Here is a 19,378-nt window from a genome sequence, read left to right as displayed (position 1 = left end):
CACAGCTCCGATGGCCAGCATCGGTGTTCCGGCTGAGATCAAGCGCGATGAGCAGCGTGTAGCCCTCACCCCCGACGCCGTGCGCGAGCTAGTGGGCCAGGGCATGGACGTCAGGATCCAGGCAGGAGCTGGCCTGGGGGCAGGCTTCAGCGACGACCAGTTCGGCGCCGCCGGGGGCCGCCTGGTGAATGCCGAAGAGGCCTGGGCCGCCCACCTGGTGGTCAAGGTCAAGGAGCCCCAACCAGAGGAATTCGCCTTCCTGCGCCCCGACCTGGTGCTGTTCACCTACCTGCACCTGGCCGCCTACCAGGATGTGGGCCGGGCCCTGCTGGCGGCCGGCACCACGGCGGTGGCCTACGAAACCGTGCAGCTCGAAGACGGCAGCTTGCCCCTGCTGGCGCCGATGAGCGAAATCGCCGGCCGGCTGGCGGCCCAGGTGGGCGCCCACCTGCTGGAGAAGCCCCACGGCGGGCGCGGGATCCTGCTGGGCGGCTGCACCGGCGTGAAGCCGGCCCGGGTGCTGGTGCTGGGGGCGGGCAGCGTCGGCTGGAATGCGGCCCGAATCGCCGCTGCGATGGATGGGGAGGTGTACCTGCTGGATCGCTCACCGCAAAAATTACGCAGCCTCGACACCTATCGCCAGGGCCGACTGGTCAGCCTGATCAGCAGCCCCAGCCTGATCGAGCGTCTGGTGCCGGAAACCGACCTGCTGATCGGCGCCGTGCTCACCGCCGGCGGCCGCGCCCCCACGCTGGTGAGCGAAGAACTGGTGCGGCAAATGCGGCCGGGCTCGGTGGTGGTGGATGTGGCCATCGATCAGGGCGGCTGCATCGCCACCAGCCGGGAGACCACCCACACCGATCCGGTCCACAGCCTGCACGGCGTGCAGCACTACGCCGTCGGCAACATGCCCGGTGCCGTGCCCTTCACCTCCACTGAGGCGCTTGTGAGCGTCACCCTGCCCTACATCCTGGTGATGGCGGGCAGGGGGCTGGAGGAGGCCGTCACCGACCGGCCGGAGCTGCTCTCCGGCCTCAACACCATCGATGGTTCCGTCTGCCATCCCAGCGTGGCCAGGGCCCTGGGAGTGGCCAATCGCCACCCGATGGCCTGCCTGCGCTGAGCCGCTCCCCCAGCGGCCGCCGCAATACCCCCGGATCGATCCCCTCCCGCAGGGCGAGCACCAGCCCAGCAGCCTCGGCATAGCTGGCGGCCGCCAACACCTCCAGGCCCAGGGCCTCGGCCGACACCTCCAGCAGGCAGGGGTTGTGCACCGCTATGACCGGGATTCCCCGCTCAGCGCAGGCCAGCACAGCTTCACCGCCGAGGGCGCCAGCTGGGGCGACCACGGCGCCGATTGCGGCTGCCGTCAGCAGGGTTCCAGCCGGCCCCAGGCCAATCCCATCGCCGTAGGGGTGGCCCGCCCGGCCCAGCGGCACCAGATCCGGCGCCCGGCTCAATCCCACCAGCACGCAGGGCAGAAACGTATGGCCCAGCTCCTCCGCCGCCGCCCTGGGATCCAGATCCGGATCCATTGGCAGCGGCTGCAGGGCAGGGGCATGGGCGCAGGGGATGCCCAGGTGGCGCACCAGCAGATGGCTGATCACCGCCTCGGCGCCGGCCAGGCCATCGACCCCGGCGCCATGGCGATAGGCGGCCAGGGCCTCGCTGTCGGGATCGTCGGGGAAGCGGGCCACCACGGCGATGGCGCTGGCGCCTGCCAGTACCAGCTTTTCGCCGGCGCGCAGCAGGGCATCCGGGCGCTCCAGGCAGCCCCAGCTGGCGCCACTGGAGCCCAGGCTCAGGCCCACTCCCAGGGGCTCGTCGCTGATGAGCACCGGGCCGATCGCCAGACCCAAGCTGGCGCGGCAAGCCTCGGCCGCCTGAATCTGGCGCTGGCGTAGCTCCGGTTCGATGCCGGCATCCAGCAGTAATCCCACCCGCCGGCCAGCCACCGGTGCCAGGGCCAGCTCGCCGGCCGCGAAGCGATCCAGGGCCCAGCCCTCCACATATTGAATGCGCCGATCACTCCAGTAGAGGGCGGCCCCATTCATCACATTGGGATGGGTGATCAGGCAGCCGCTGGCCGCCGCCAGTAGCCGGGCCGCCGGCAGGCCATCGCCGGCATAGCCGCCCAGGGAGCAGCCCACCCCGGTGGGGATTACCAGCAGGGTGGGCAGGGGAGGCGGGGAAGCGCTCACGATCGCGGCGGTGCCGGGGCGGGACCCACCAGCAGCACCGCCTCAATGTGGAGGCCCCGAACCGGTTCGGCGGCGGTGATCGCCCAGCGCAGCAGCTCGGCCCCGGGCCCGGCCTGCTCCTCGGCGGCCGCCAGCAGAGCCGGCCGCAACTGGCTCAGCGTTGGCCCCGGCAAGGGCTTAAACCAGAGCTGCAGCAGCTCCAGCCTCACTTCTGGTATTGGCCGAACTGGGCTTCGTAGAGGGCATCCTCCTGGCCGGCCTTCAGGCGCAGATCGGACTGGGGCAAGGAGACGCAGAGCAGGGCATAGCCCTGCTGCTGCAGCTCGAGCTTGACGCCCATGGCGTCCGCCTGCAGCACGGTGCCCTGAGTGATCAGGGCCGCACCGGTGGTGCAGACCCCCGAACAGCAAGAACTGGGCAGGGCCACCCCAGCCGCCTCTGCCGCCGCCAGCACGGTCTGGTCGCTGCGACAGGGGAAGGAATGCAGGGAGCCCGCAAGCTCGGCGCAGATCGTGAAGGTCTGGGGATCGGTCACTGGAAGCGCCGGGTGGGGAGCAGCGATGCCCCATCTTCCCAGCTCACCAACCTCAGAGCTGCTGCCACTGGCTGGGGTGGGGGGCCAAATACTCCGGCGGGGTGTGTCCCTCGGGCAGGGGCGGCGCCGTGAGCAGGAAATCCATGCTGATCGAGGCGCGCAGGTCGTCGGGATCGTCGTTTGGCAGCACGGCGTGATCGAGGCTGCTGGGGAACAGCAGGAGCAGGCCGGCCCGGGGGGCCACGTCCACCCATGGCTGCAGCCAGTCCTGGCAGCCAGGCAGCGGATCCGCCTGTAGGGGAGCCCTGTGCCCCACGGCCATCCCCGGCACCAATTCATTGACCTGGCGCTGGGGCCAGAAGCGGAGCACGCCACTGCGGCCAGAGCCGTCGCCACTGAGATACACCACGGCACTGAGATGGGCGTTGGGATGGTGGTGGCGGCCAACCACCTGGCCCTCCTCACTGAGCACGGGCCAGCAGCGCTGCAAATGCAGGGCCAGCTGGGACGGCTGCAGACCGAGCTGCTGCAGATAGATCTCAGCCTGCTGGGCCACCGTGGCCACCAGCCCAGCAAAAAGGGGATGGCGATGCAGCTGCCACACTCCGTTGAGATCGCCGGTCCAGGCGCAGCCGGGATCGGGATTGCTGGCGGCGGCGCCCCGCAGGGCCAGCAGGGCCTGCAGCTGGGCAGCCAGCTCAAGCGGGTCTGGGCGCAGCTGAACCTGGCCGAGGGCAACCGGAAACAGGGGCTGGATCACCAGCGGTCCAGGGGCGGGCAAAGGCAGGAGCATGGCGATCGGAGATGGCGTTATCAAGGCCCAGGGCTGATGCACCCGGGCTGATGTAATGGCCCGCCAAGCCATCATCCTGCTGGCAACTCTTTCCATAGTTACCCAGCGCAGATCGCGCTGTAGCTTCCGGGCCATGCGACTGCCAGCAGTAAGCAATACACGCAGTTCTACGGGGGGGCGTGATGCTGAACTTCGCTGGCCGTTCAGAAGGACCGTTCAGAAGCACCCTTCAGCCAGCCGAACAGCACTGCAAATCCGGCACGCTGGCAAACACTTGATCGCTACTCACCAACATGCGTTCGAGAGCCAGCGCATGGGCGGCGATTAAAAGGTCCATCGCCGCCAGAGTGATGCCAAGCCGCTGGAGCTCAGCCCGCAATCGGCCGTAGGTCTTCGCCACCTGCTCATCGAAGGCCTCAACGGGGAGCACCTCCAGCAGATCGCAAACAAGCGCGGTACGGCGCTCAGGCAGCCTGCGGCGCGCCAACCCAAAACGAATCTCAGCCGCCACGATGGCCGACAGGCTGCAGCGCTCTTCCGCAAACCATTGATCGAGCTGGGGAGAGCGACGCTCCAACAGCATGCGCACCGCCTTGGTGTCGAGCATGAAGCGTTGCTTCATGGCCAATCGCGCTCCTGAGCGGAGCCATGGGCTTGGTGGGCCCCTTCGGACTCCGTCAATTCAGCGAAGCCACCAGCAGCCTGGGGATCACCGTCGAGCAGAACAGCCCGCCGGCGCAGCCAATCCAATGGACTGGAGCGGAGTGGACGCAGGCTGACGACGCCTGTTTGGGGATCCCTCTCAACTTCGACTTCCGTGCCCTCAAATCTGCAACTAGCCGGTAGCCGCACGGCCTGGCTGCGGCCGTTGCGAAACAACTTGGCACGCATGTCGAGCAGCCTTAGCGGACATGATCAGTCTAGACCGGTAAAGGGTGAGGCCGGCCTATTGGATCTCTGGTCTGCGGATTACTTCCAGCAGCTGGGCCGTCGCATCTCATGGCGTGAGGCAGCGAACTCCTGCAACTTACTCAGGCAAAAATGGTCGCTAGGTTTTTCAAAAAAGCGTTCAAAGGGATCGGCGATGGGACCCGGCGTAAGTCGGCTTAATTGCTGAACCAGCACCACAAACTCCTGGTCGAAGGTGTGGATACTGGATTCACTGCGCTCGAGCAGCTGGGAATTTGGCTGCCCGGGATGGCTACCAATAGGCCTGTCGCCCTATGCGGCGCCGCCCACCCAGCTACTAGCTGGAGCTCAACCCATGGAGGCAGAACCACCCACCACTTCCAGGATCTCCTGGGTGATGGCGGCCTGACGGGCCTTGTTGTAGTCGAGGGTGAGGCTTTTGGCGAGCGCCTTGGCGTTGTCGCTGGCGTTGTTCATGGCCGTCATCCGGTTGGCCAGCTCCGAGGCCGCAGCCTCCTGAAGGGAGCGCAGCAGCTGGTTTTCCAGGTAGAGGGGCAGCAGGGCATTGAGCAGCTGGTCCGGACTCTGGTCAAAGACAATGTCCGAAGGCAGACGGGGCTGCTCGTTGGCAGTGCTGCCCAGCTCCACCCCGAGCTGGCCCTCCCGGGTGGTGAGACGGAAAATCTCATCTTCGGGGATGGCAATGCCTTGGGGATCTAGGGGCAGGAGGGTCTGAATAACGGGCTTGGAGCTCACCAGGTTGACAAACTTGGTGAAAATAATCTCCACCCGATCGGTGGAGCCTGAGAGAAACTCTGCCAGCACCTCATTGGCGATGCCCATGGCCTCGCTGGCCTTAGGCACCTGCTCCAGGCCGGTAAAGGTGGCCCGGATCGTGTAGAGGCTGGCCCGGTTCTGGAAATAGGTGATCGCCTTGCGGCCGATCAGCACCAGATCCACCTTGTAGCCCTGGCTGGAGAGTTCGGCGTAGCGCTGCTCAGTGCGCTTGATGATGTTGGCGTTGTAGCCACCGCACAAACCGCGATCGCCGGTTACCGACAGCAGGGTGATGGTGGTTACATCCCGTTGCTCGAGCAGGGGAGCTTCGGCGTCTTCAAAGCGCATGCGCGACTGGAGGTTTTCCAGCACGCGGGCCAGGCGGTCGGCAAAGGGCCGGCTGCGCAGCACCTGCTCCTGGGCACGCCGCACCTTCGCGGCCGCCACAAGACGCATGGCCTCGGTGATCTTGCGGGTGTTCTTGACCGAACCGATCCGGTCGCGGATGTCTTTGAGGTTTGCCATTGGGTGATGCCCCTGCTCAAACGGAGGCGAGCATGGTCGACTTCACCTCATTGATGGCTTCCTTAAGCATGGCTTCAGCCTCTTCGCTGAGCTGCTTCTCGGATTGCACCTTGGAGATGAAATCGGCCTTGTTGCTCTTGAGATACTCCCGCAGTTCACGGCAAAACTGCACCACCAATTCCACGGGAACCTCATCGATCAGGCCCTTAACGCCGGCATACACAACAGCCACTTGCTCAGCGAGGATCAGGGGGCTGAACTGGGGCTGCTTGAGGATCTCGCGCAGCCGCTTGCCGCGACCAAGCTGGGCCTGGGTGGCGGCGTCGAGGTCGGAGGCAAACTGGGAGAAGGCGGCCAATTCGTCAAACTGGGCCAGCTCCAACTTGAGGGTGCCGGCAATCTTCTTGATGGCCTTGGTTTGGGCCGCACCACCCACCCGGCTCACCGAGATCCCCACATTGATGGCCGGTCGCAGGCCGGAGTTGAACAGGTCGGAGCTGAGAAACACCTGGCCATCGGTGATCGAGATCACGTTGGTGGGGATGTAGGCCGACACGTCGCCAGCCTGGGTTTCGATGATCGGCAGGGCGGTCATCGAGCCCTTGCCCATGGCATCGCTCAACTTGGCAGCCCGCTCCAGCAAACGGCTGTGGCAGTAGAACACGTCGCCGGGATAGGCCTCCCGACCGGGAGGGCGCCGCAGCAGCAGGGACATCTGGCGGTAGGCCTGAGCTTGCTTGGTGAGGTCGTCGTAGATCACCAGGGTGGCCTTGCCCCTGTACATGAACGACTCGGCCAGGGCCGCGCCTGTGTAAGGAGCGAGGTATTGGAGAGCGGCGGCCTCTGAGGCACTGGCCGCCACCACGATGGTGTAGTCGAGGGCACCCTTCTCGCGCAGCACCTCCACCACGTTGGCCACCGAGGCAGCTTTCTGACCCACTGCCACATAGACGCAGACGACGTCTTCGCCCTTCTGGTTGATGATCGTGTCGATCGCGATGGCGGTCTTGCCGGTCTGGCGGTCGCCGATGATCAGCTCACGCTGGCCCCGACCGATGGGAATCATCGAGTCGATGGCGGTGATGCCCGTCTGCATGGGCTCGTGCACCGATTTGCGCTGGATGATGCCAGGCGCCATCGATTCGATCAGGCGGGTTTCGGTGGTAGCGATGTCACCCTTGCCGTCGATGGGCTGACCCAAAGAATTGACCACCCGACCCAGCATGGCGTCACCCACGGGCACGGCAGCGATCTTGCCGGTGGCCTTAACCGTGCTGCCCTCCTGAATGCCGCGCCCCTCGCCCATCAGCACCACGCCGACGTTGTCGTCTTCCAGGTTGAGGGCGATGCCTTCGGTGCCATCCTCAAACTGAACTAGCTCGCCGGCCATCACCTGCTGCAGGCCGTAGACCCGGGCGATGCCATCGCCGATCTGCAACACCGTTCCGACGTTGCTGACCGATACCGATCTGTCGTAGTCCTCAATCTGCTGCTTGAGGATGGCGCTGATCTCGTCGGGGCGGATGGAAACCATGGGAGGAAGTCCCCACAAGGGGAGCTGATGGAAGGGAGGGCGGTGAAGTGGAAGGGGGGGTAGCTAGCCCACCTGGGCAAGCGCCAGACCAAGGCGACGCACCTGACCAGAAAGGCTGGCATCGATCACCTGGGAGCCCATGCTGACGATGAAGCCCCCGATCAGGCTGGGATCGACAACGAGGTCGAACTCCACGGCCTTTGAACCGGCGATCGCCTGCACTTTCTTATTGAGCTCGGCCTGCTGCTCAGCGGTGAGGGCCGCCGCCGAGGTGACCTTGGCCAGGGTGATGTGGCGCAGCTCGCGGTAGAGCTCCAGGAAGCGAATCAGTACCGCATCCAGCATGGGTAGGCGTTGGCGGTCGGCCAGGAGCTTGAGCAGGTTCTGAACGCTGGGGGTGACCTGGTCGTTAAAAATTTTGCCCAGGGCAGCCTTCTTGGCGTCGGGCTCCAGCAGGGGCGAGGCCAGGGCCGCCTGGAGTTCTGGACTGGAATTGAGCACCGCCAGTACTGCCTTGGCCTGCTCGGCCACGGTGTCCGTTTCCTTGCGGGCCTCTGCCACCTGAATCAATGCCTCGGCGTAGGGGGTGGCAATGGAATTGAGGAGAGGCATCAGGCTTTCCCTAGGGTCTTGATGGACTGGTCGATCAGCCGCACCTGGGCATCACCATCGAGTTTGCCCGGCAGGGAGGCCAGGGCCCTAGCGATGGCGCGGTTGGCCGCTTCGCGACGCAACTGGTCTGTAACTCGGGCGGCCTCGGCACCTAGGTCGGCCATGGCGCCCTGCTTGAGTCGAGCCATCTCCTGGATAGTGCGGTTTTCGCTTTCCAGCCGCAGGGCCTGGGCGCGGGCCTGGCCATCGGCGCGGATCTGCTCTGCCTTCTGCTGGGCTGCGGCTAGCCCTTGCTGGGCCTCGGCCAAGGCAGTGGTGGAAGACGCGAGGCGCTGCTCAGCATCCTGGAGATCGCTCAGGATTGCATTGCGACGGCGCTCGAGAATGCCGCCGAGGAAACCTGGCAGAAACTTCCAGAGCCCGAAGATGACAATGGCCAGGTTGATGATATTGGTCTCAAATAAATTGAGATTGAGACCAAAGCCGCCGTGGCTGGCGAGCAGGGTGGGAATTAGGGGGGTCATGGGGTGGCCAGCAAGCGGGACACGATCAGGTCACCGAGCTTGTCGGCATCCATGTTGAGCTGGGTCATCGCCTGATCACGTTGGGCATCGATCTCGCGGCGGGCCTGCTCCCGGGATGCATTGGCCTCGGCAGTCGCCAGGGCAAGGGCCTCGCGATAGATGCGATCCATCTCCTGCTCAGCCTCGAGAATCAGCTTCTGGGACTGCTGTCGAGCGTCCTTGAGCTGCTCCCTGAGATCGGCTTCCAGGCGCTCAACCTGGGCGAGCTTCTGCTTGGCCTCGGCACGGCTGGTGGAGATGAAGCTTTCGCGATCCTCCACCGCCCGTCCAACGGGACGGAAGAACAGCGAATTCAGAATAAAGGTGAGGAGAACCACCTGCACCGCCATCAGCGGCAGGGTGGCATCGAGGTCAAATAGACCTCCCTCAGGGACACCTGCTTCGGCGAGCAGAAGCCAGCTGGTCATTGGGGCGAGGGCGCTGGAACGATCGGGCGAGTGGGGACTGGCGTGAGGCGGGAAACTAGGGGATCAAGTCCCCGCCTTCCACGCCTCACGGAACAATCAACCTGCGAAGGGGTTGGCGAACAGGAGCACCAGGGCGACCACGAGGCCGTAGATGGTGAGCGCTTCCATGAAGGCCAGGGACAGCAGCAGGGTGCCGCGGATCTTGCCTTCGGCTTCGGGCTGACGTGCAATGCCTTCAACGGCGCCGCCAGCTGCGGTGCCCTGACCGATGCCGGGGCCGATGGCACCGAGGCCGACAGCCAGGCCAGCAGCCAGAACAGACGCAGCGGAGGTGATGGAATCCATGGTGGAGTGGGGGATGGGAGTCGCGGTTGTGGCGCGTAGTGGAGCTGGGTTCAAACCCGGCGCTTGGGACATCCCTTTTGAGGATGGGCCCGGGGTGCGGCCGGACCTGCGCGAGGCAGATTTAGCAGAGCGCCTAGTGGTGCTCCTCGTGCACCGCCTCACCGATGTAGTAGGCGGCAAGGGTGGCGAAGATCAAAGCCTGGATGGCGCTTGTGAACAGGCCCAGGAACATGGCCGGCAAGGGCACAATCAGGGGCACCAAAAACGCCAGCACTGCCACCACCAGTTCGTCCGCCAGAATGTTGCCAAACAGACGGAAAGAGAGGGACAGGGGCTTGGTGAAATCTTCGACGATCTTGAACGGGAGCATGATCGGCGTCGGCTCCACGTAGTACTCGAAATAACGCAGGCCCTTGCGGCTCAAGCCCGCATAGAAATAGGCCAGCGACACCAACAGGGCCAGGGCGATGGTGGTGTTGATGTCAGCGGTGGGAGCGCCGAGCTCACCACTGGGCAGATGGATCAGCTTCCAGGGAACCAGGGCTCCGCCCCAGTTGCTCACGAAAATGAACAGAAACAGGGTGCCGATGAAGGGCATCCAGTCGCGATAGGCCTTCTCGCCGATCTGCTCCCTGGAGAGGTCGCGGATGTAGTCCCACACGAACTCGAGCAGGTTCTGGGTGCCGCGGGGATCCCGTTCCAGCTTGCGGGTACCCACCACCACCAGGGCCAGGAGAGCTCCGATCACGACCCAGGAGCTCAGGAAGACCTGGCCATGGATCTTGAGATTGCCAAGCTGCCAATAGAGGTGTTTACCAACCTCCAATTCGGCAAGGGGAAGGGTGAGAGGCATTGGAGCCAGCGAGGGGGGAGTTCGGTATCGCCGAAGCGACGGAACGGTGGGAAAGTTTTAGCTGTCGAAGACAGCCTGGAGAATCAGGGCCGGCTTGTAGAGCAAAAAGCCCAGCAGGGCCGGCAGGATTGAAAGCTGGGGCAACCTGGAGGCCACCAGCACCAGGACCACGGGCACCAGCAGCTGGGTTCTGCTCAAGCGGCGGGAGTTTTCTCCAAGCCGGGTAACGCTGCGGCTGAGCAGCCACAGGTAGAGCATGCCAGCCACGGATCCCACCAACAGGCTGAAGGCCGTGGCTAGGGATCCGGCGATGGCGGTGACCAGCACCACAACTGCAGAAAGCAGCATGGTGGCGACCAACAGCCGGCGCTGGAGCCGAAAATAGCTGTCCATCCCGTTGCTGGAATCTCCATTGCTGGAAGATTCAGTAACTGAATCTGAACCGTTGCTGGAATCGGCCGGAGCACGATCCCCAACGACGGGGACATCCACCTGGCTAGGGAGGGAAATCGACAAGCGCTTAACCCCCCTGTAAGGCGCGCGGAATCTATCACGTGCGGGTCACAACACCGGCAGCAACAGCCGCTGATCAAGCAGCTGGCGGGCCACCGCCAGCCGGGTGGCGGCTGGCCAATCCAGGGGCAACTGGCCGATCGAGAGGTTGGGGGCCTGCTCGAGCACCCGCATCAGCTCAAAACTCTCCTGGCTCAGGCTGAGCGGCAGCAGATCCGGGCCCATCAGGCTGGTGGAGGGCCAGCCCCACAGGCAGCGGTTCACCTCCCCCCGGGCAGCTAGCAGGGCGGCATCGGAGCTCCAATCGGCAACGGAGACCGGGCCCTTGCTGAGGAAAAACTCAAAGTGACTGATGTCGGGGTCTAGCTCCTCCACCAGACTCCACTGCTGGCGGGGGCTGAGGTCCTGGGCTCGCTCCAGCAGTTCGCCCTGGAGTAGCCGGGCCGGTGACCACACCTCGGGATTGGAAAAACCGGCGAACTCCAGGCCAGCCGTAGCCACAAAAGCCAGAAGACGCTCGATGTTGTAGCTGGTCTCCTGGGGGTGGAGATACATGTCGGCGAAGTTGGCATCGGCTGCCGTGTCGAGGGCCCAGCGCTGCTCGTGGTGACGGCGCAGCCTGTTGGTTTCAGGCAACTGGGCCAGCAGCTGCCTGCCCAGGTGCAGGCCCGCCTCGTCCGTGCCCGCACCCAGCAGGGCCAGGGCCCGTTGGGTGCGATGGATTTCCCAGCGGCCGCCGTCGGCATAGAGGAAAAGATGCACCAATCCCCCGGGTCGCAACAACCCCGCCAGGGCCCCCAGCCCCTGCTCTGGTTCGCGCAGGTGGTGCAGCACCCCCACCGAATTGATGTAGTCAAAGGGGCCCTCACCGGCCAGGTCGAGCAGGCTGCGCTGCTCGATGCGCAGCTCCTCCACCTGGGCGGCGGCGCCGGAGCGGCGAGTGCGCTGCCGGGCCACCTCCAGGGCCCCGGCGCTGATATCCACCGCAAGCACCGCAGAGCCTGGGTTGAGGTGACAGAGGTAATCGGTGCTGACACCGGTGCCGCAGCCGGCATCCAGAATTCGCCAGCGGCGGGGGCCGCTGCCGGCCCGGGGGGGCAGGCAGCCGGTGGCTGCTGCCCAGGCACTGTCAACGCACCAGCGCCAGTTGTAACCGGGAGGTGGCCCGTCCTGAAGGGGGTCGCCCGGGTAGGGGAAGCGGTCGTAGAAGGCGCTCACCACCGGCGTGGCGGCATCACTGACGGGCACGGCGGCATCGGCGGCTACATGCCGAGCTTTTCACGGCCGCCCACCCCCAGGCTCAGGAGCTCCGGCTGCAAACATTTGTTCAAGGCCGGGCTGGGCCCAATGGGCCAGCCGTAACGTGACCAAACCCGGTTCGCTCCTGTCAATGACCGTGACCGCCAGCAGCGGCAGCACCAGGGTTGCCGCCCAGCGCTACGACACCCTGCCGCTTTCCAGCGTTCGTCAGGCGGAGCAACAGGACCGCTTCCCCGACGGCGGGGAGCTTGAAACCCTGAAGGCGTTTTACCAGAGTGGTCAGCAGCGATTAGAAGCTGCACGCCGCATCTCTAAAAACGCTGATTTCATCGTGGCCAAGGCGGCCAACCGGATCTTCTCCGGCGGCACGCCCCTCTCCTACCTAGATGCTCCCTTGAGCGTCGTCAGCGGTGGGTCCAGCGACGCCACCCCCTTGGCCGCTGACCAGGCCGCCTTCCAGCGTTCGGTGCAGACCTTCGCCCAGGGCACCGGCAACTCCAGCGGCAACCTGATCACACGCTTACTCGAAAGCACAGGTGGCGACGCCGATGTAAGGGTTGTGCTGCCCACCGGCTTCAGCCCGATTGCCGTGGGCCGTTACGGCACCGATCGGATGCGCAAGTCGCTGCGCGACATGGGCTGGTTCCTCCGCTATGTGGGCTACGCCCTGGTGGCAGGAGACCCCAGCATCCTGGCCGTGAACACCCGCGGCCTGCGCGACATATTGGAGAAGGCTTGCTCCTTGGCGGCTACCAATGTGGCCCTGCAGGAAATGCGCGCCGCAGCCGCGGGCCTCTGCAAAGACAATCCCCAGGCACGCGAGCTGGTGATCCAGTACTTCAACGTGCTGCTCGCCGAACTGCAGGTGGCCACTCCAAGCACCCGGCAGCGCCTCGGCAGCCCTGAAAGTCAGGGCCTCCAACTGCCTGCCATTTATGCCTTAGCCGCTGACGGTAAGCAGCGCTTCATCATGCGGCCGCGCCTAAGTGGTGCCCAAAAGGCCGAAGTGATTCGGGCCGCCTACCGCCAGGTGTTCGAGCGCGACATCGCCAAGGCCTACAGCCAGACGCCCTGCCCGGTCGAAGCCACCCAGGTGCGTCAGGGCCAGCTGTCGATGCGGGAATTCATTCGTTCCCTCGGCCACAGCAAGGAATATCGCCAGCAGTTTTTCGGCCGCTTCTCCAATAGCCGGGCGGTTGAGCTGGCCTTCCGCCACTTCCTCGGTCGCGGCATCAGCTCCCGTGAGGAATTCACCCGCTACTTCGACATCGTCAGCGTCCAAGGCCTGAATGGCCTAGTGGATTCCCTGATCAATACCCTTGAATACGCGCGGGTGTTCGGCGAGGAAACCGTGCCCTACCTGCGGGATCTCGGTGAAGAAGCCCAGGAGAGTGCCGGCTGGGGATCAAACCGCAAGCTGTTCCGCTTCAGCGCTCCCTTTGAAGGTGCGCCCCAGTACGTCACCCTCTACGCCTCCTATCGCCAACCCTTCGCAGATCAGCACGTCTACGGCGGCGGTAACGACCCCCTGGCCCTCAACTACGGCGCAATTTTCCCTTCCGGCACCGCTTCGGTGGCCACCAGGCCCGCCCCCTATGGCTACGACAGCCGCCGCATCCTGATCGGCAATGGCCTGGCCCAGCCTGGCCAGATGGACAGCGTCCAGTTTCGCAAGGCCAGCCCCCGCCGGGTGGGTCCCAAGGTTGTGCGGCTCCAGCAGATTGCAACCGGCGGCAGCTCCGTGCCCCGCCGCGGCGGCCAACCCAGCATTCGTGGCACTGAAGCCAGCACCCAGGCAGTTATTAATGCGGTCTATGTGCAAGTTTTAGGCACTGCTGGCTATGCCGGAGAGCGCAATAAAGTTGAGGAAATCAAGCTCGAGAACGGCGATATCAGCCTGCGGGAGTTTATCCGCCAGGTCGCCCGTTCCAAGGCCTTCCGCCGCCGGTATTGGAGCAGCCTTTACATCACCAAGGCCATCGAGGTGATCCATCGCCGGCTGCTAGGTCGCCCAACCTTCGGGCGATGGGAAATTAACGGCTACTTCGATACCGCAGCCCGCACCGGCTTCTATGGGCTAGTCGACGGGATTCTCAACAGCAGCGAATACAACGAAACCTATGGCGAAGACACAGTCCCCTACGAGCGTTTTGTCACCGCTACTGATCGAAATGCCCGCAAGGTGCCCGGCCTCAACCGCCCCTTCGACGCATCTGCCTATGCCAATGAATTTGCCCAAGACAAACGTCCAAACGTGCCCGTTGATCAGACCATACGCACTACCGGGGATATAACCAATCGAAATCTGTCGGCGCGCCGGCAGATTGTCGTGGGGAGCTGGACAGCCCAGACCGTCGGGGGCGAAACCATGAAGGCATCTCAGCCCCAAGACAACTTCACCCCGGGACCAGGCAGCATCCGTCAAGCACCTGCACCGAGTCGCCGCTGGAAGCAGACCCCTATGTCCAGCGACGCCCTTTGAAGCCTCAGCACAGCCTGCCGCTGTGGAGCTGATAAACTGACTGAGAGCACATAGGGTTTGTCAACCGGCCAGGAGCCACCATGGTGAGCCAGATTCATACAGGATTACCCCAAGGGCAAAGCCGCCGCCAAAGCGTGGGGCGCCTTGCTTAGCCTGGAAGCACCAGTAGTGAAACCAAGTGCAACAAGAGCTGAAAAGCGTCTACAAGTATCTGCTCAATAGAATCACTATTGTTGAAGAGCCCATAGGGAACATCTAATTCCAATTACACAACCAGCAACTCACGGTGGAGGAGCTGGTTAGCAAAGTAGCTGGCAACGAACATCTCCAACGATGCCTCAACCGCATGGCACCCCTACGCACTGCTTCATCGGACTATCTCGCCCTGCTCGGTCGAGCTCCCCAACTCGATGAGGTGAGCGCATTCCCGTGATCACGGTGATCCGCACCCGAAGATTGCGTTCTTAGCCCAAAAGCCCCTCCCGGAGACACTTCAGGCGAAGGAGGGGGAGGATTCATGACAACAATTGTCGCAAAAGTTGAGCCGAAAGTCGAAACAAGTGGGGCGGTTAGCGGAGCAAAATGATGAATAATTGCTACGCCAAGCCGCTGTCGCCAAAATTGAACAAAGCCATTGCGCCGCAGCGGGTTCTCCTTACACAAGCGCCGTGAAGAACTGTTACCGCCAAGGGGGCGGTGATTGGGCTTTGCCGCAGAATGATTTGGTGATCGGCGCAAGTCGATCCATTCCCTTACCCACCGGATATCGGTCTCCTTCAAGGCGGCCGCTTGTTTCGAGGCAGAACTGCATGAGCATCGTCTCCAACTCGATCATCAACGCGGACGCGGAAGCCCGCTATCTCAGCCCTGGTGAACTCGACCAGATCAAGTCCTTCGTGGCCGCTGGTCAACGTCGTATTCGGGTCGCCCAGGTTCTAGGCGAAAGCCGCGAGCGCATCGTCAAAACCGCTGGTGGCGCCCTGTTTCAGCGGCGTCCCGACGTGATTTCTCCCGGCGGAAACGCGTACGGCGAGGAGATGACCGCTTCGTGTCTTCGCGACATGGACTACTACCTGCGCTTGGTGACCTACGGGATTATCGCCGGCGATGTGACACCCATCGAAGAGGTTGGAATCATCGGAGCGAAGGAGATGTATCGCTCGCTCGGGACTCCCCTCGATGCCATGGCGGAATCCGTGCGTGAAATGAAGTCGGCTGCCATGGGCCTACTCACCGGCTCTGACGCCGAGGAAGCTGGCTTCTACTTCGACTACGTCATTGGCGCCCTCTCCTGAGACAGCGTTCTTTTACTACTCCCCGCCACCAAAGCTGGATTCATGCAAGACGCCATCACGAACGTAATTAATCAGGCCGACGTTCAGGGCCTTTACCTGGACGACTCGGCTATGGGCCGCTTAGAGCAGTACTTCACCAGTGGTGAACTGCGCGTTCGCGCCGCTGCCACCATCAGCTCGAATGGTTCAGCAATCATCAGAGAGGCCGTGGCCAAGTCGCTGCTCTATTCGGACATCACCCGTCCCGGCGGCAACATGTACACAACCCGTCGCTATGCGGCCTGCATCCGCGACCTGGACTACTACCTGCGCTACGCCACCTACGCCATGCTGGCCGGCGACACCTCGATCCTCGACGAGCGGGTGCTCAATGGTCTCAAGGAGACCTACAACTCCCTGGGCGTGCCCATCGGCGCCACGGTCCAGTCGATCCAGGCCATGAAGGAAACCACCGCTTCCCTGGTGGGTCCGGATGCCGGCCGGGAAATGGCCGTCTATTTCGATTACATCTGCTCCGGCCTGGGCAACTGATCCCTGCCAGCGGCACACCCGAGGATCATCTCCATGCGTCTGTTCAAGATCACGGCCTGCATCCCCAGCCCGGAAAAGAGCCGCACACAGCGTGAGCTTCAGAACACCTATTTCACCAAATGGGTGCCCTACGACAGCTGGTTTGCTGAGCAGCAGCGAATCATGAAGCAGGGCGGCAAGATCCTCAAGGTGGAACTGGCCACGGGCCGCCGCCAACAAAATGTCGGCAACTGAGCTTCCGGCCAGGCTGAATTTCTTTAGCAATCCAGAGCCCGGCCCAAGCCGGGCTTTTTTATGGGCCATTTTTGGTTAACCATTCCCCACCGGAGGCTCGACAACCACCCCTGGTGCACGGCTGAATGGGGCCTCGTGATGGCGTTTTCCAAGCCATCCCCTCCATCTGCCATTGGCTCGAACCACAACCCCCCGTCGCAACAGCGAACCGCCCCCCCGTTCCAAAAAAGCTTGGGGCCTGTGGCCCTTGCCCTGGGAGCAGTGGCCAGCAGAAGCGCGCCTACTGCTGGCGTTGGTGGGCCTATGGAGCGGAATCGGCCTGCTTGTCCTCACCTCGGCCAGCTGGTGGGTCGCCGAACGGGAGATGGGGGATGGAGCCTTCTATCTCAAGCGGCAGCTGATCTGGATGGTGGCCAGCTGGGGATTGCTCTGGCTGGGTCTGAGCACCAGCCTGCGGCGTTGGTTGCATCTGGCTCCCCTGGGCCTGTGGGGCGGCATCCTGCTGATCGCGGCCACCCTCGTGATGGGCAGCACCGTCAACGGTGCCAGTCGCTGGCTGGTGATCGGGCCGGTTCAGCTCCAACCGTCGGAATTGGTCAAGCCCTTCCTGGTGCTGCAAGGGGCCGCCCTGTTTGCCCACTGGAAACGCATCGGCATCGACCAGAAACTGCTGTGGCTGGGGGTGTTTGGGGCCCTGATCCTGCTGATCCTCAAGCAGCCCAACCTCAGCACAGCTGCCCTTTCCGGCTTGCTGCTCTGGCTGATGGCCATGGCCGCCGGCCTCTCGATGCCCCTGCTGCTGGGCGCGGCCGGAGCTGGGGGGCTGCTCGGCATTGGCAGCATCATGCTCAACGAATACCAGCGCATCAGGGTGGTGTCTTTCCTCAATCCCTGGAGTGACGCCCAGGGAGATGGCTACCAGCTGGTGCAGAGCCTGTTGGCGATCGGCTCGGGAGGGTTGTTGGGGGAAGGCTTTGGCCTTTCCACCCAGAAGCTGCAATACCTGCCGATTCAGAGCACCGACTTCATTTTCGCGGTGTTTGCCGAGGAGTTTGGCTTTGTGGGCTCGGTGGGGTTGCTGCTGTTTTTGATGCTGTTTGGCTTCGTGGGGCTGCGGGTCGCCCTGAGCTGCCGCAGCAACCAGCAGCGGCTGATCGCCATTGGCTGCACCACCCTGCTGCTGGGCCAGTCGATCCTGAATATCGCCGTGGCCAGCGGCGCCATGCCGACCACCGGCCTGCCCCTGCCCCTGATCAGTTACGGCGGCAATTCCCTGATGGCCAGCCTGCTGGTTTGCGGCTTGCTGATCCGTTGCTCCCTGGAAGCCGGTGGCCTGGCCCCTACTCCCCGCCGCCGCCGCCCCGCACCTGCCCGATAGGCTGGATTCATGATCAGCCTTGGGCCCCAACTGGCCGACTGGGCCCGCACTAGCGAGGCCCTGCTGCAGCACTCCCTAGCCAGCCCCACCCCGAGCACCGTGGCTGTGGTTTTTGCCGGGGGTCTGCTCACCAGCCTGGGCCCCTGTTCCCTCTCGCTGCTGCCGGTGACCCTGGCCTACCTGGCCGGCTTCAGCGGCCCTGCCGGCAGCCAGGAATTGGAGCGCCAGGCCCCCTGGAAGCGCAGCCTCAGCTTTGCCGCTGGCATCGTGGCAGCCCTGGTGCTGCTCGGCCTGGTGAGCGGCTTCCTGGGCCGCATCTACGGCCAGATTCCCGGGCTCGTACCCATCGTGGTAGCCCTGCTGGCCCTGCTGATGGGCCTCAATCTGCTGGGCCTGCTCAGGCTGCCCCTGCCGGCGGGGCCCGATCCTGAGATTTGGCGCCGCAAAGTGCCAGCCCCGCTGGCACCCCTGGCCGCTGGCCTGGCCTTCGGCCTGGCTGCAACCCCCTGCACCACCCCCGTGCTGGCAGTGCTGCTGGCCTGGATGGCCCAGAACGGCAAACCCCTGGTGGGGATGCTGCTGCTCAGCAGCTTTGGCGCCGGCCAGGTGGTGCCGCTGCTGCTGGCCGGCACCGCCGCCGCCAGCCTGCCCGGCCTGCTCAGCCTGCGCCGCGTCGGCCAATGGGTGCCCCCGATCAGCGGGGTGGTGCTGGTCACCACCGGGGCCCTCACCCTGGTGGCCAACTGGCGATGAAGGCCCTCCCCCGGCTGGTGGCCCTGATCTCCGATCTGCGCCTGGCGATCGTGCTGCTGCTGGTGATAGCCATCGCCAGCGGCGTGGGCACGGCCATCCCCCAGCGGGAAACGGCGGAGTTTTACCACCGGCTCTACGACCCCCAGCCCTGGCTTGGCCTGCTGCCTGGCGAAGGGGTGCTGGCCCTGCAGCTCGACCACATCTATTCCAGCGGCTGGTTTCTGGGATTACTGGCCTGGCTGGCCCTGGCCTTGCTGCTGTGCAGCTGGCGGCGCCAATGGCCCGCCCTGCGGGCCTCGCTGCGCTGGATTGATTACCGCAAGCCGCGCCAACTCAGCAAGCTGAGCCTGGCCGAAAGCCTCGCCACCGACCAGCCCGCGGCAAGCCTTGAAAAGTTGGGGCAACTACTGGAGGGCAAGGGCTGGCAGATCCGCCTCCAGGGGGATCGCCTTGCGGCCCGCAAGGGGCTGCTGGGCAAGGTTGGCCCCCTGCTGGTACATGCCGGCATGGTGGTGCTGATGCTGGGGGCCGCCTGGGGGGCCGTGGCAGGCCAGCGTGCCGAGCAATACCTGGCCCCCGGCCGCAGCCTGGAGCTGATGGACAGCCGGGGCAGCAGCAAGCTCACCCTCGCCCTCGACAACTTCTCCATCCAGCGCGATCCGGCCGGCCGGCCAGAGCAATTCACCTCCCAGCTGCGCATCCTCGAAGGCGATGGCAGTGACGGCAGCCTGCTGAAACAGGCCGAGATCAGCGTGAACCACCCCCTGCGCTTCCAAGGGGTGACCCTCTACCAGGCCGACTGGACCCTGGCGGCAATCAGCCTGCAACTGGGCAGGAGTCCGCTGCTGCAGTTGCCC

General features: G+C 64.3%; 23 protein-coding genes. 8 read left to right on the top strand and 15 right to left on the bottom strand.

Features of this window, described 5'->3' with window-relative positions; translation table 11 throughout:
- The first annotated feature begins 10 nt into the window (after window positions 1-10).
- Entirely contained in the window at window positions 11-1,123 is a 1,113-nt protein-coding gene (ald, locus tag KBZ15_RS01860) for an alanine dehydrogenase (protein WP_255012928.1), read from the top strand.
- Here ald and KBZ15_RS01855 read toward each other — a convergent pair.
- The 15 genes from KBZ15_RS01855 to KBZ15_RS01785 form a co-directional block, all read right to left on the bottom strand.
- Entirely contained in the window at window positions 1,035-2,201 is a 1,167-nt protein-coding gene (locus KBZ15_RS01855; RefSeq protein ID WP_255012914.1) for a DUF3326 domain-containing protein, read from the bottom strand. The two genes, ald and KBZ15_RS01855, sit on opposite strands and share 89 nt — an antisense overlap.
- On the bottom strand, window positions 2,198-2,410 hold the full coding sequence (locus tag KBZ15_RS01850; RefSeq protein WP_255012913.1) for a hypothetical protein: 213 nt from the start codon (window positions 2,408-2,410) through the stop codon (window positions 2,198-2,200). The genes KBZ15_RS01855 and KBZ15_RS01850 overlap by 4 nt, the downstream gene beginning before the upstream one ends.
- Complete coding sequence (locus tag KBZ15_RS01845) at window positions 2,407-2,736, bottom strand: 2Fe-2S iron-sulfur cluster-binding protein (RefSeq protein ID WP_315859841.1); 330 nt, start codon at window positions 2,734-2,736, stop codon at window positions 2,407-2,409. Before KBZ15_RS01845 ends, KBZ15_RS01850 begins: the two co-directional genes overlap by 4 nt.
- A 52-nt stretch (window positions 2,737-2,788) precedes the next feature.
- Entirely contained in the window at window positions 2,789-3,529 is a 741-nt protein-coding gene (locus KBZ15_RS01840) for a TIGR02466 family protein (protein ID WP_255012926.1), read from the bottom strand.
- A 229-nt stretch (window positions 3,530-3,758) separates the two neighbouring features.
- Window positions 3,759-4,151 (bottom strand): PIN domain-containing protein, encoded by a 393-nt coding sequence (locus KBZ15_RS01835; RefSeq protein ID WP_255012912.1) that lies wholly within the window; start codon window positions 4,149-4,151, stop codon window positions 3,759-3,761.
- Window positions 4,148-4,420 (bottom strand): antitoxin, encoded by a 273-nt coding sequence (locus tag KBZ15_RS01830; protein ID WP_255012911.1) that lies wholly within the window; start codon window positions 4,418-4,420, stop codon window positions 4,148-4,150. The genes KBZ15_RS01835 and KBZ15_RS01830 overlap by 4 nt, the downstream gene beginning before the upstream one ends.
- Window positions 4,421-4,786: 366 nt before the next feature.
- Complete coding sequence (locus KBZ15_RS01825) at window positions 4,787-5,740, bottom strand: F0F1 ATP synthase subunit gamma (protein ID WP_254929837.1); 954 nt, start codon at window positions 5,738-5,740, stop codon at window positions 4,787-4,789.
- 16 nt (window positions 5,741-5,756) lie between these two features.
- Entirely contained in the window at window positions 5,757-7,274 is a 1,518-nt protein-coding gene (gene atpA / locus KBZ15_RS01820; protein WP_255012910.1) for a F0F1 ATP synthase subunit alpha, read from the bottom strand.
- Between the two features lie 63 nt (window positions 7,275-7,337).
- Window positions 7,338-7,886, bottom strand: coding sequence for an ATP synthase F1 subunit delta (atpH, locus tag KBZ15_RS01815; RefSeq protein WP_255012908.1), 549 nt, complete (start codon window positions 7,884-7,886; stop codon window positions 7,338-7,340).
- Window positions 7,886-8,410: a F0F1 ATP synthase subunit B gene (locus KBZ15_RS01810; protein ID WP_197151444.1), complete on the bottom strand. Its 525-nt coding sequence runs from the start codon at window positions 8,408-8,410 to the stop codon at window positions 7,886-7,888. Before KBZ15_RS01810 ends, atpH begins: the two co-directional genes overlap by 1 nt.
- Window positions 8,407-8,877 (bottom strand): F0F1 ATP synthase subunit B', encoded by a 471-nt coding sequence (locus KBZ15_RS01805; protein ID WP_255012906.1) that lies wholly within the window; start codon window positions 8,875-8,877, stop codon window positions 8,407-8,409. Before KBZ15_RS01805 ends, KBZ15_RS01810 begins: the two co-directional genes overlap by 4 nt.
- Window positions 8,878-8,973: 96 nt before the next feature.
- Window positions 8,974-9,222 (bottom strand): ATP synthase F0 subunit C, encoded by a 249-nt coding sequence (gene atpE, locus KBZ15_RS01800; RefSeq protein WP_106502337.1) that lies wholly within the window; start codon window positions 9,220-9,222, stop codon window positions 8,974-8,976.
- Between the two features lie 133 nt (window positions 9,223-9,355).
- Window positions 9,356-10,075, bottom strand: coding sequence for a F0F1 ATP synthase subunit A (atpB, locus tag KBZ15_RS01795; protein ID WP_370594463.1), 720 nt, complete (start codon window positions 10,073-10,075; stop codon window positions 9,356-9,358).
- Window positions 10,076-10,132: 57 nt separating this feature from the next.
- Entirely contained in the window at window positions 10,133-10,468 is a 336-nt protein-coding gene (locus KBZ15_RS01790; RefSeq protein ID WP_255012905.1) for an ATP synthase subunit I, read from the bottom strand.
- Window positions 10,469-10,636: 168 nt separating this feature from the next.
- Window positions 10,637-11,836 carry a bifunctional 2-polyprenyl-6-hydroxyphenol methylase/3-demethylubiquinol 3-O-methyltransferase UbiG gene (locus KBZ15_RS01785; RefSeq protein WP_255012903.1) on the bottom strand — a complete coding sequence of 400 codons (1,200 nt, stop codon included), beginning with the start codon at window positions 11,834-11,836 and terminating at the stop codon, window positions 10,637-10,639.
- A 115-nt stretch (window positions 11,837-11,951) separates the two neighbouring features.
- On the opposite strand from KBZ15_RS01785, the gene KBZ15_RS01780 reads away from it, so the two are divergent.
- The 7 genes from KBZ15_RS01780 to KBZ15_RS01750 form a co-directional block, all read left to right on the top strand.
- On the top strand, window positions 11,952-14,330 hold the full coding sequence (locus KBZ15_RS01780) for a phycobilisome rod-core linker polypeptide (RefSeq protein ID WP_396123377.1): 2,379 nt from the start codon (window positions 11,952-11,954) through the stop codon (window positions 14,328-14,330).
- 809 nt (window positions 14,331-15,139) lie between these two features.
- A complete protein-coding gene (locus KBZ15_RS01775; RefSeq protein WP_197151447.1) occupies window positions 15,140-15,625 on the top strand; it encodes an allophycocyanin in 486 nt (161 codons plus the stop codon).
- A 42-nt stretch (window positions 15,626-15,667) separates the two neighbouring features.
- Complete coding sequence (gene apcB / locus KBZ15_RS01770) at window positions 15,668-16,156, top strand: allophycocyanin subunit beta (protein ID WP_197151448.1); 489 nt, start codon at window positions 15,668-15,670, stop codon at window positions 16,154-16,156.
- A 33-nt stretch (window positions 16,157-16,189) separates the two neighbouring features.
- A complete protein-coding gene (locus KBZ15_RS01765) occupies window positions 16,190-16,390 on the top strand; it encodes a phycobilisome linker polypeptide (protein WP_197151449.1) in 201 nt (66 codons plus the stop codon).
- Window positions 16,391-16,628: 238 nt separating this feature from the next.
- Complete coding sequence (locus KBZ15_RS01760) at window positions 16,629-17,768, top strand: FtsW/RodA/SpoVE family cell cycle protein (RefSeq protein ID WP_255012924.1); 1,140 nt, start codon at window positions 16,629-16,631, stop codon at window positions 17,766-17,768.
- A 9-nt stretch (window positions 17,769-17,777) separates the two neighbouring features.
- Entirely contained in the window at window positions 17,778-18,521 is a 744-nt protein-coding gene (locus KBZ15_RS01755) for a cytochrome c biogenesis protein CcdA (protein WP_255012901.1), read from the top strand.
- Window positions 18,518-19,378, top strand: an 861-nt coding sequence (locus tag KBZ15_RS01750; RefSeq protein ID WP_255012899.1) for a cytochrome c biogenesis protein ResB, incomplete at its 3' end; no start/stop codon positions are given. The genes KBZ15_RS01755 and KBZ15_RS01750, both read left to right, overlap by 4 nt.

It is taken from the genome of Cyanobium sp. BA20m-p-22 (genome assembly GCF_024346275.1).
Classification (GTDB): Bacteria; Cyanobacteriota; Cyanobacteriia; order PCC-6307; family Cyanobiaceae; genus Cyanobium_A.
Note: the sequence above shows the minus strand (reverse complement) of the source record. Positions and strands in the feature narration are given on the sequence as shown.

Coding starts and splice junctions, on each gene's coding strand:
- ald (WP_255012928.1), top strand. CDS start 11: ATGGCCAGCATCGGTGTTCCGGCTGAGATCAAGCGCGATGAGCAGCGT.
- KBZ15_RS01840 (WP_255012926.1), bottom strand. CDS start 3,529: ATGCTCCTGCCTTTGCCCGCCCCTGGACCGCTGGTGATCCAGCCCCTG.
- KBZ15_RS01835 (WP_255012912.1), bottom strand. CDS start 4,151: ATGAAGCAACGCTTCATGCTCGACACCAAGGCGGTGCGCATGCTGTTG.
- KBZ15_RS01830 (WP_255012911.1), bottom strand. CDS start 4,420: ATGCGTGCCAAGTTGTTTCGCAACGGCCGCAGCCAGGCCGTGCGGCTA.
- KBZ15_RS01825 (WP_254929837.1), bottom strand. CDS start 5,740: ATGGCAAACCTCAAAGACATCCGCGACCGGATCGGTTCGGTCAAGAAC.
- atpA (WP_255012910.1), bottom strand. CDS start 7,274: ATGGTTTCCATCCGCCCCGACGAGATCAGCGCCATCCTCAAGCAGCAG.
- atpH (WP_255012908.1), bottom strand. CDS start 7,886: ATGCCTCTCCTCAATTCCATTGCCACCCCCTACGCCGAGGCATTGATT.
- KBZ15_RS01810 (WP_197151444.1), bottom strand. CDS start 8,410: ATGACCCCCCTAATTCCCACCCTGCTCGCCAGCCACGGCGGCTTTGGT.
- KBZ15_RS01805 (WP_255012906.1), bottom strand. CDS start 8,877: ATGACCAGCTGGCTTCTGCTCGCCGAAGCAGGTGTCCCTGAGGGAGGT.
- atpE (WP_106502337.1), bottom strand. CDS start 9,222: ATGGATTCCATCACCTCCGCTGCGTCTGTTCTGGCTGCTGGCCTGGCT.
- atpB (WP_370594463.1), bottom strand. CDS start 10,075: ATGCCTCTCACCCTTCCCCTTGCCGAATTGGAGGTTGGTAAACACCTC.
- KBZ15_RS01790 (WP_255012905.1), bottom strand. CDS start 10,468: ATGGACAGCTATTTTCGGCTCCAGCGCCGGCTGTTGGTCGCCACCATG.
- KBZ15_RS01775 (WP_197151447.1), top strand. CDS start 15,140: ATGAGCATCGTCTCCAACTCGATCATCAACGCGGACGCGGAAGCCCGC.
- apcB (WP_197151448.1), top strand. CDS start 15,668: ATGCAAGACGCCATCACGAACGTAATTAATCAGGCCGACGTTCAGGGC.
- KBZ15_RS01765 (WP_197151449.1), top strand. CDS start 16,190: ATGCGTCTGTTCAAGATCACGGCCTGCATCCCCAGCCCGGAAAAGAGC.
- KBZ15_RS01755 (WP_255012901.1), top strand. CDS start 17,778: ATGATCAGCCTTGGGCCCCAACTGGCCGACTGGGCCCGCACTAGCGAG.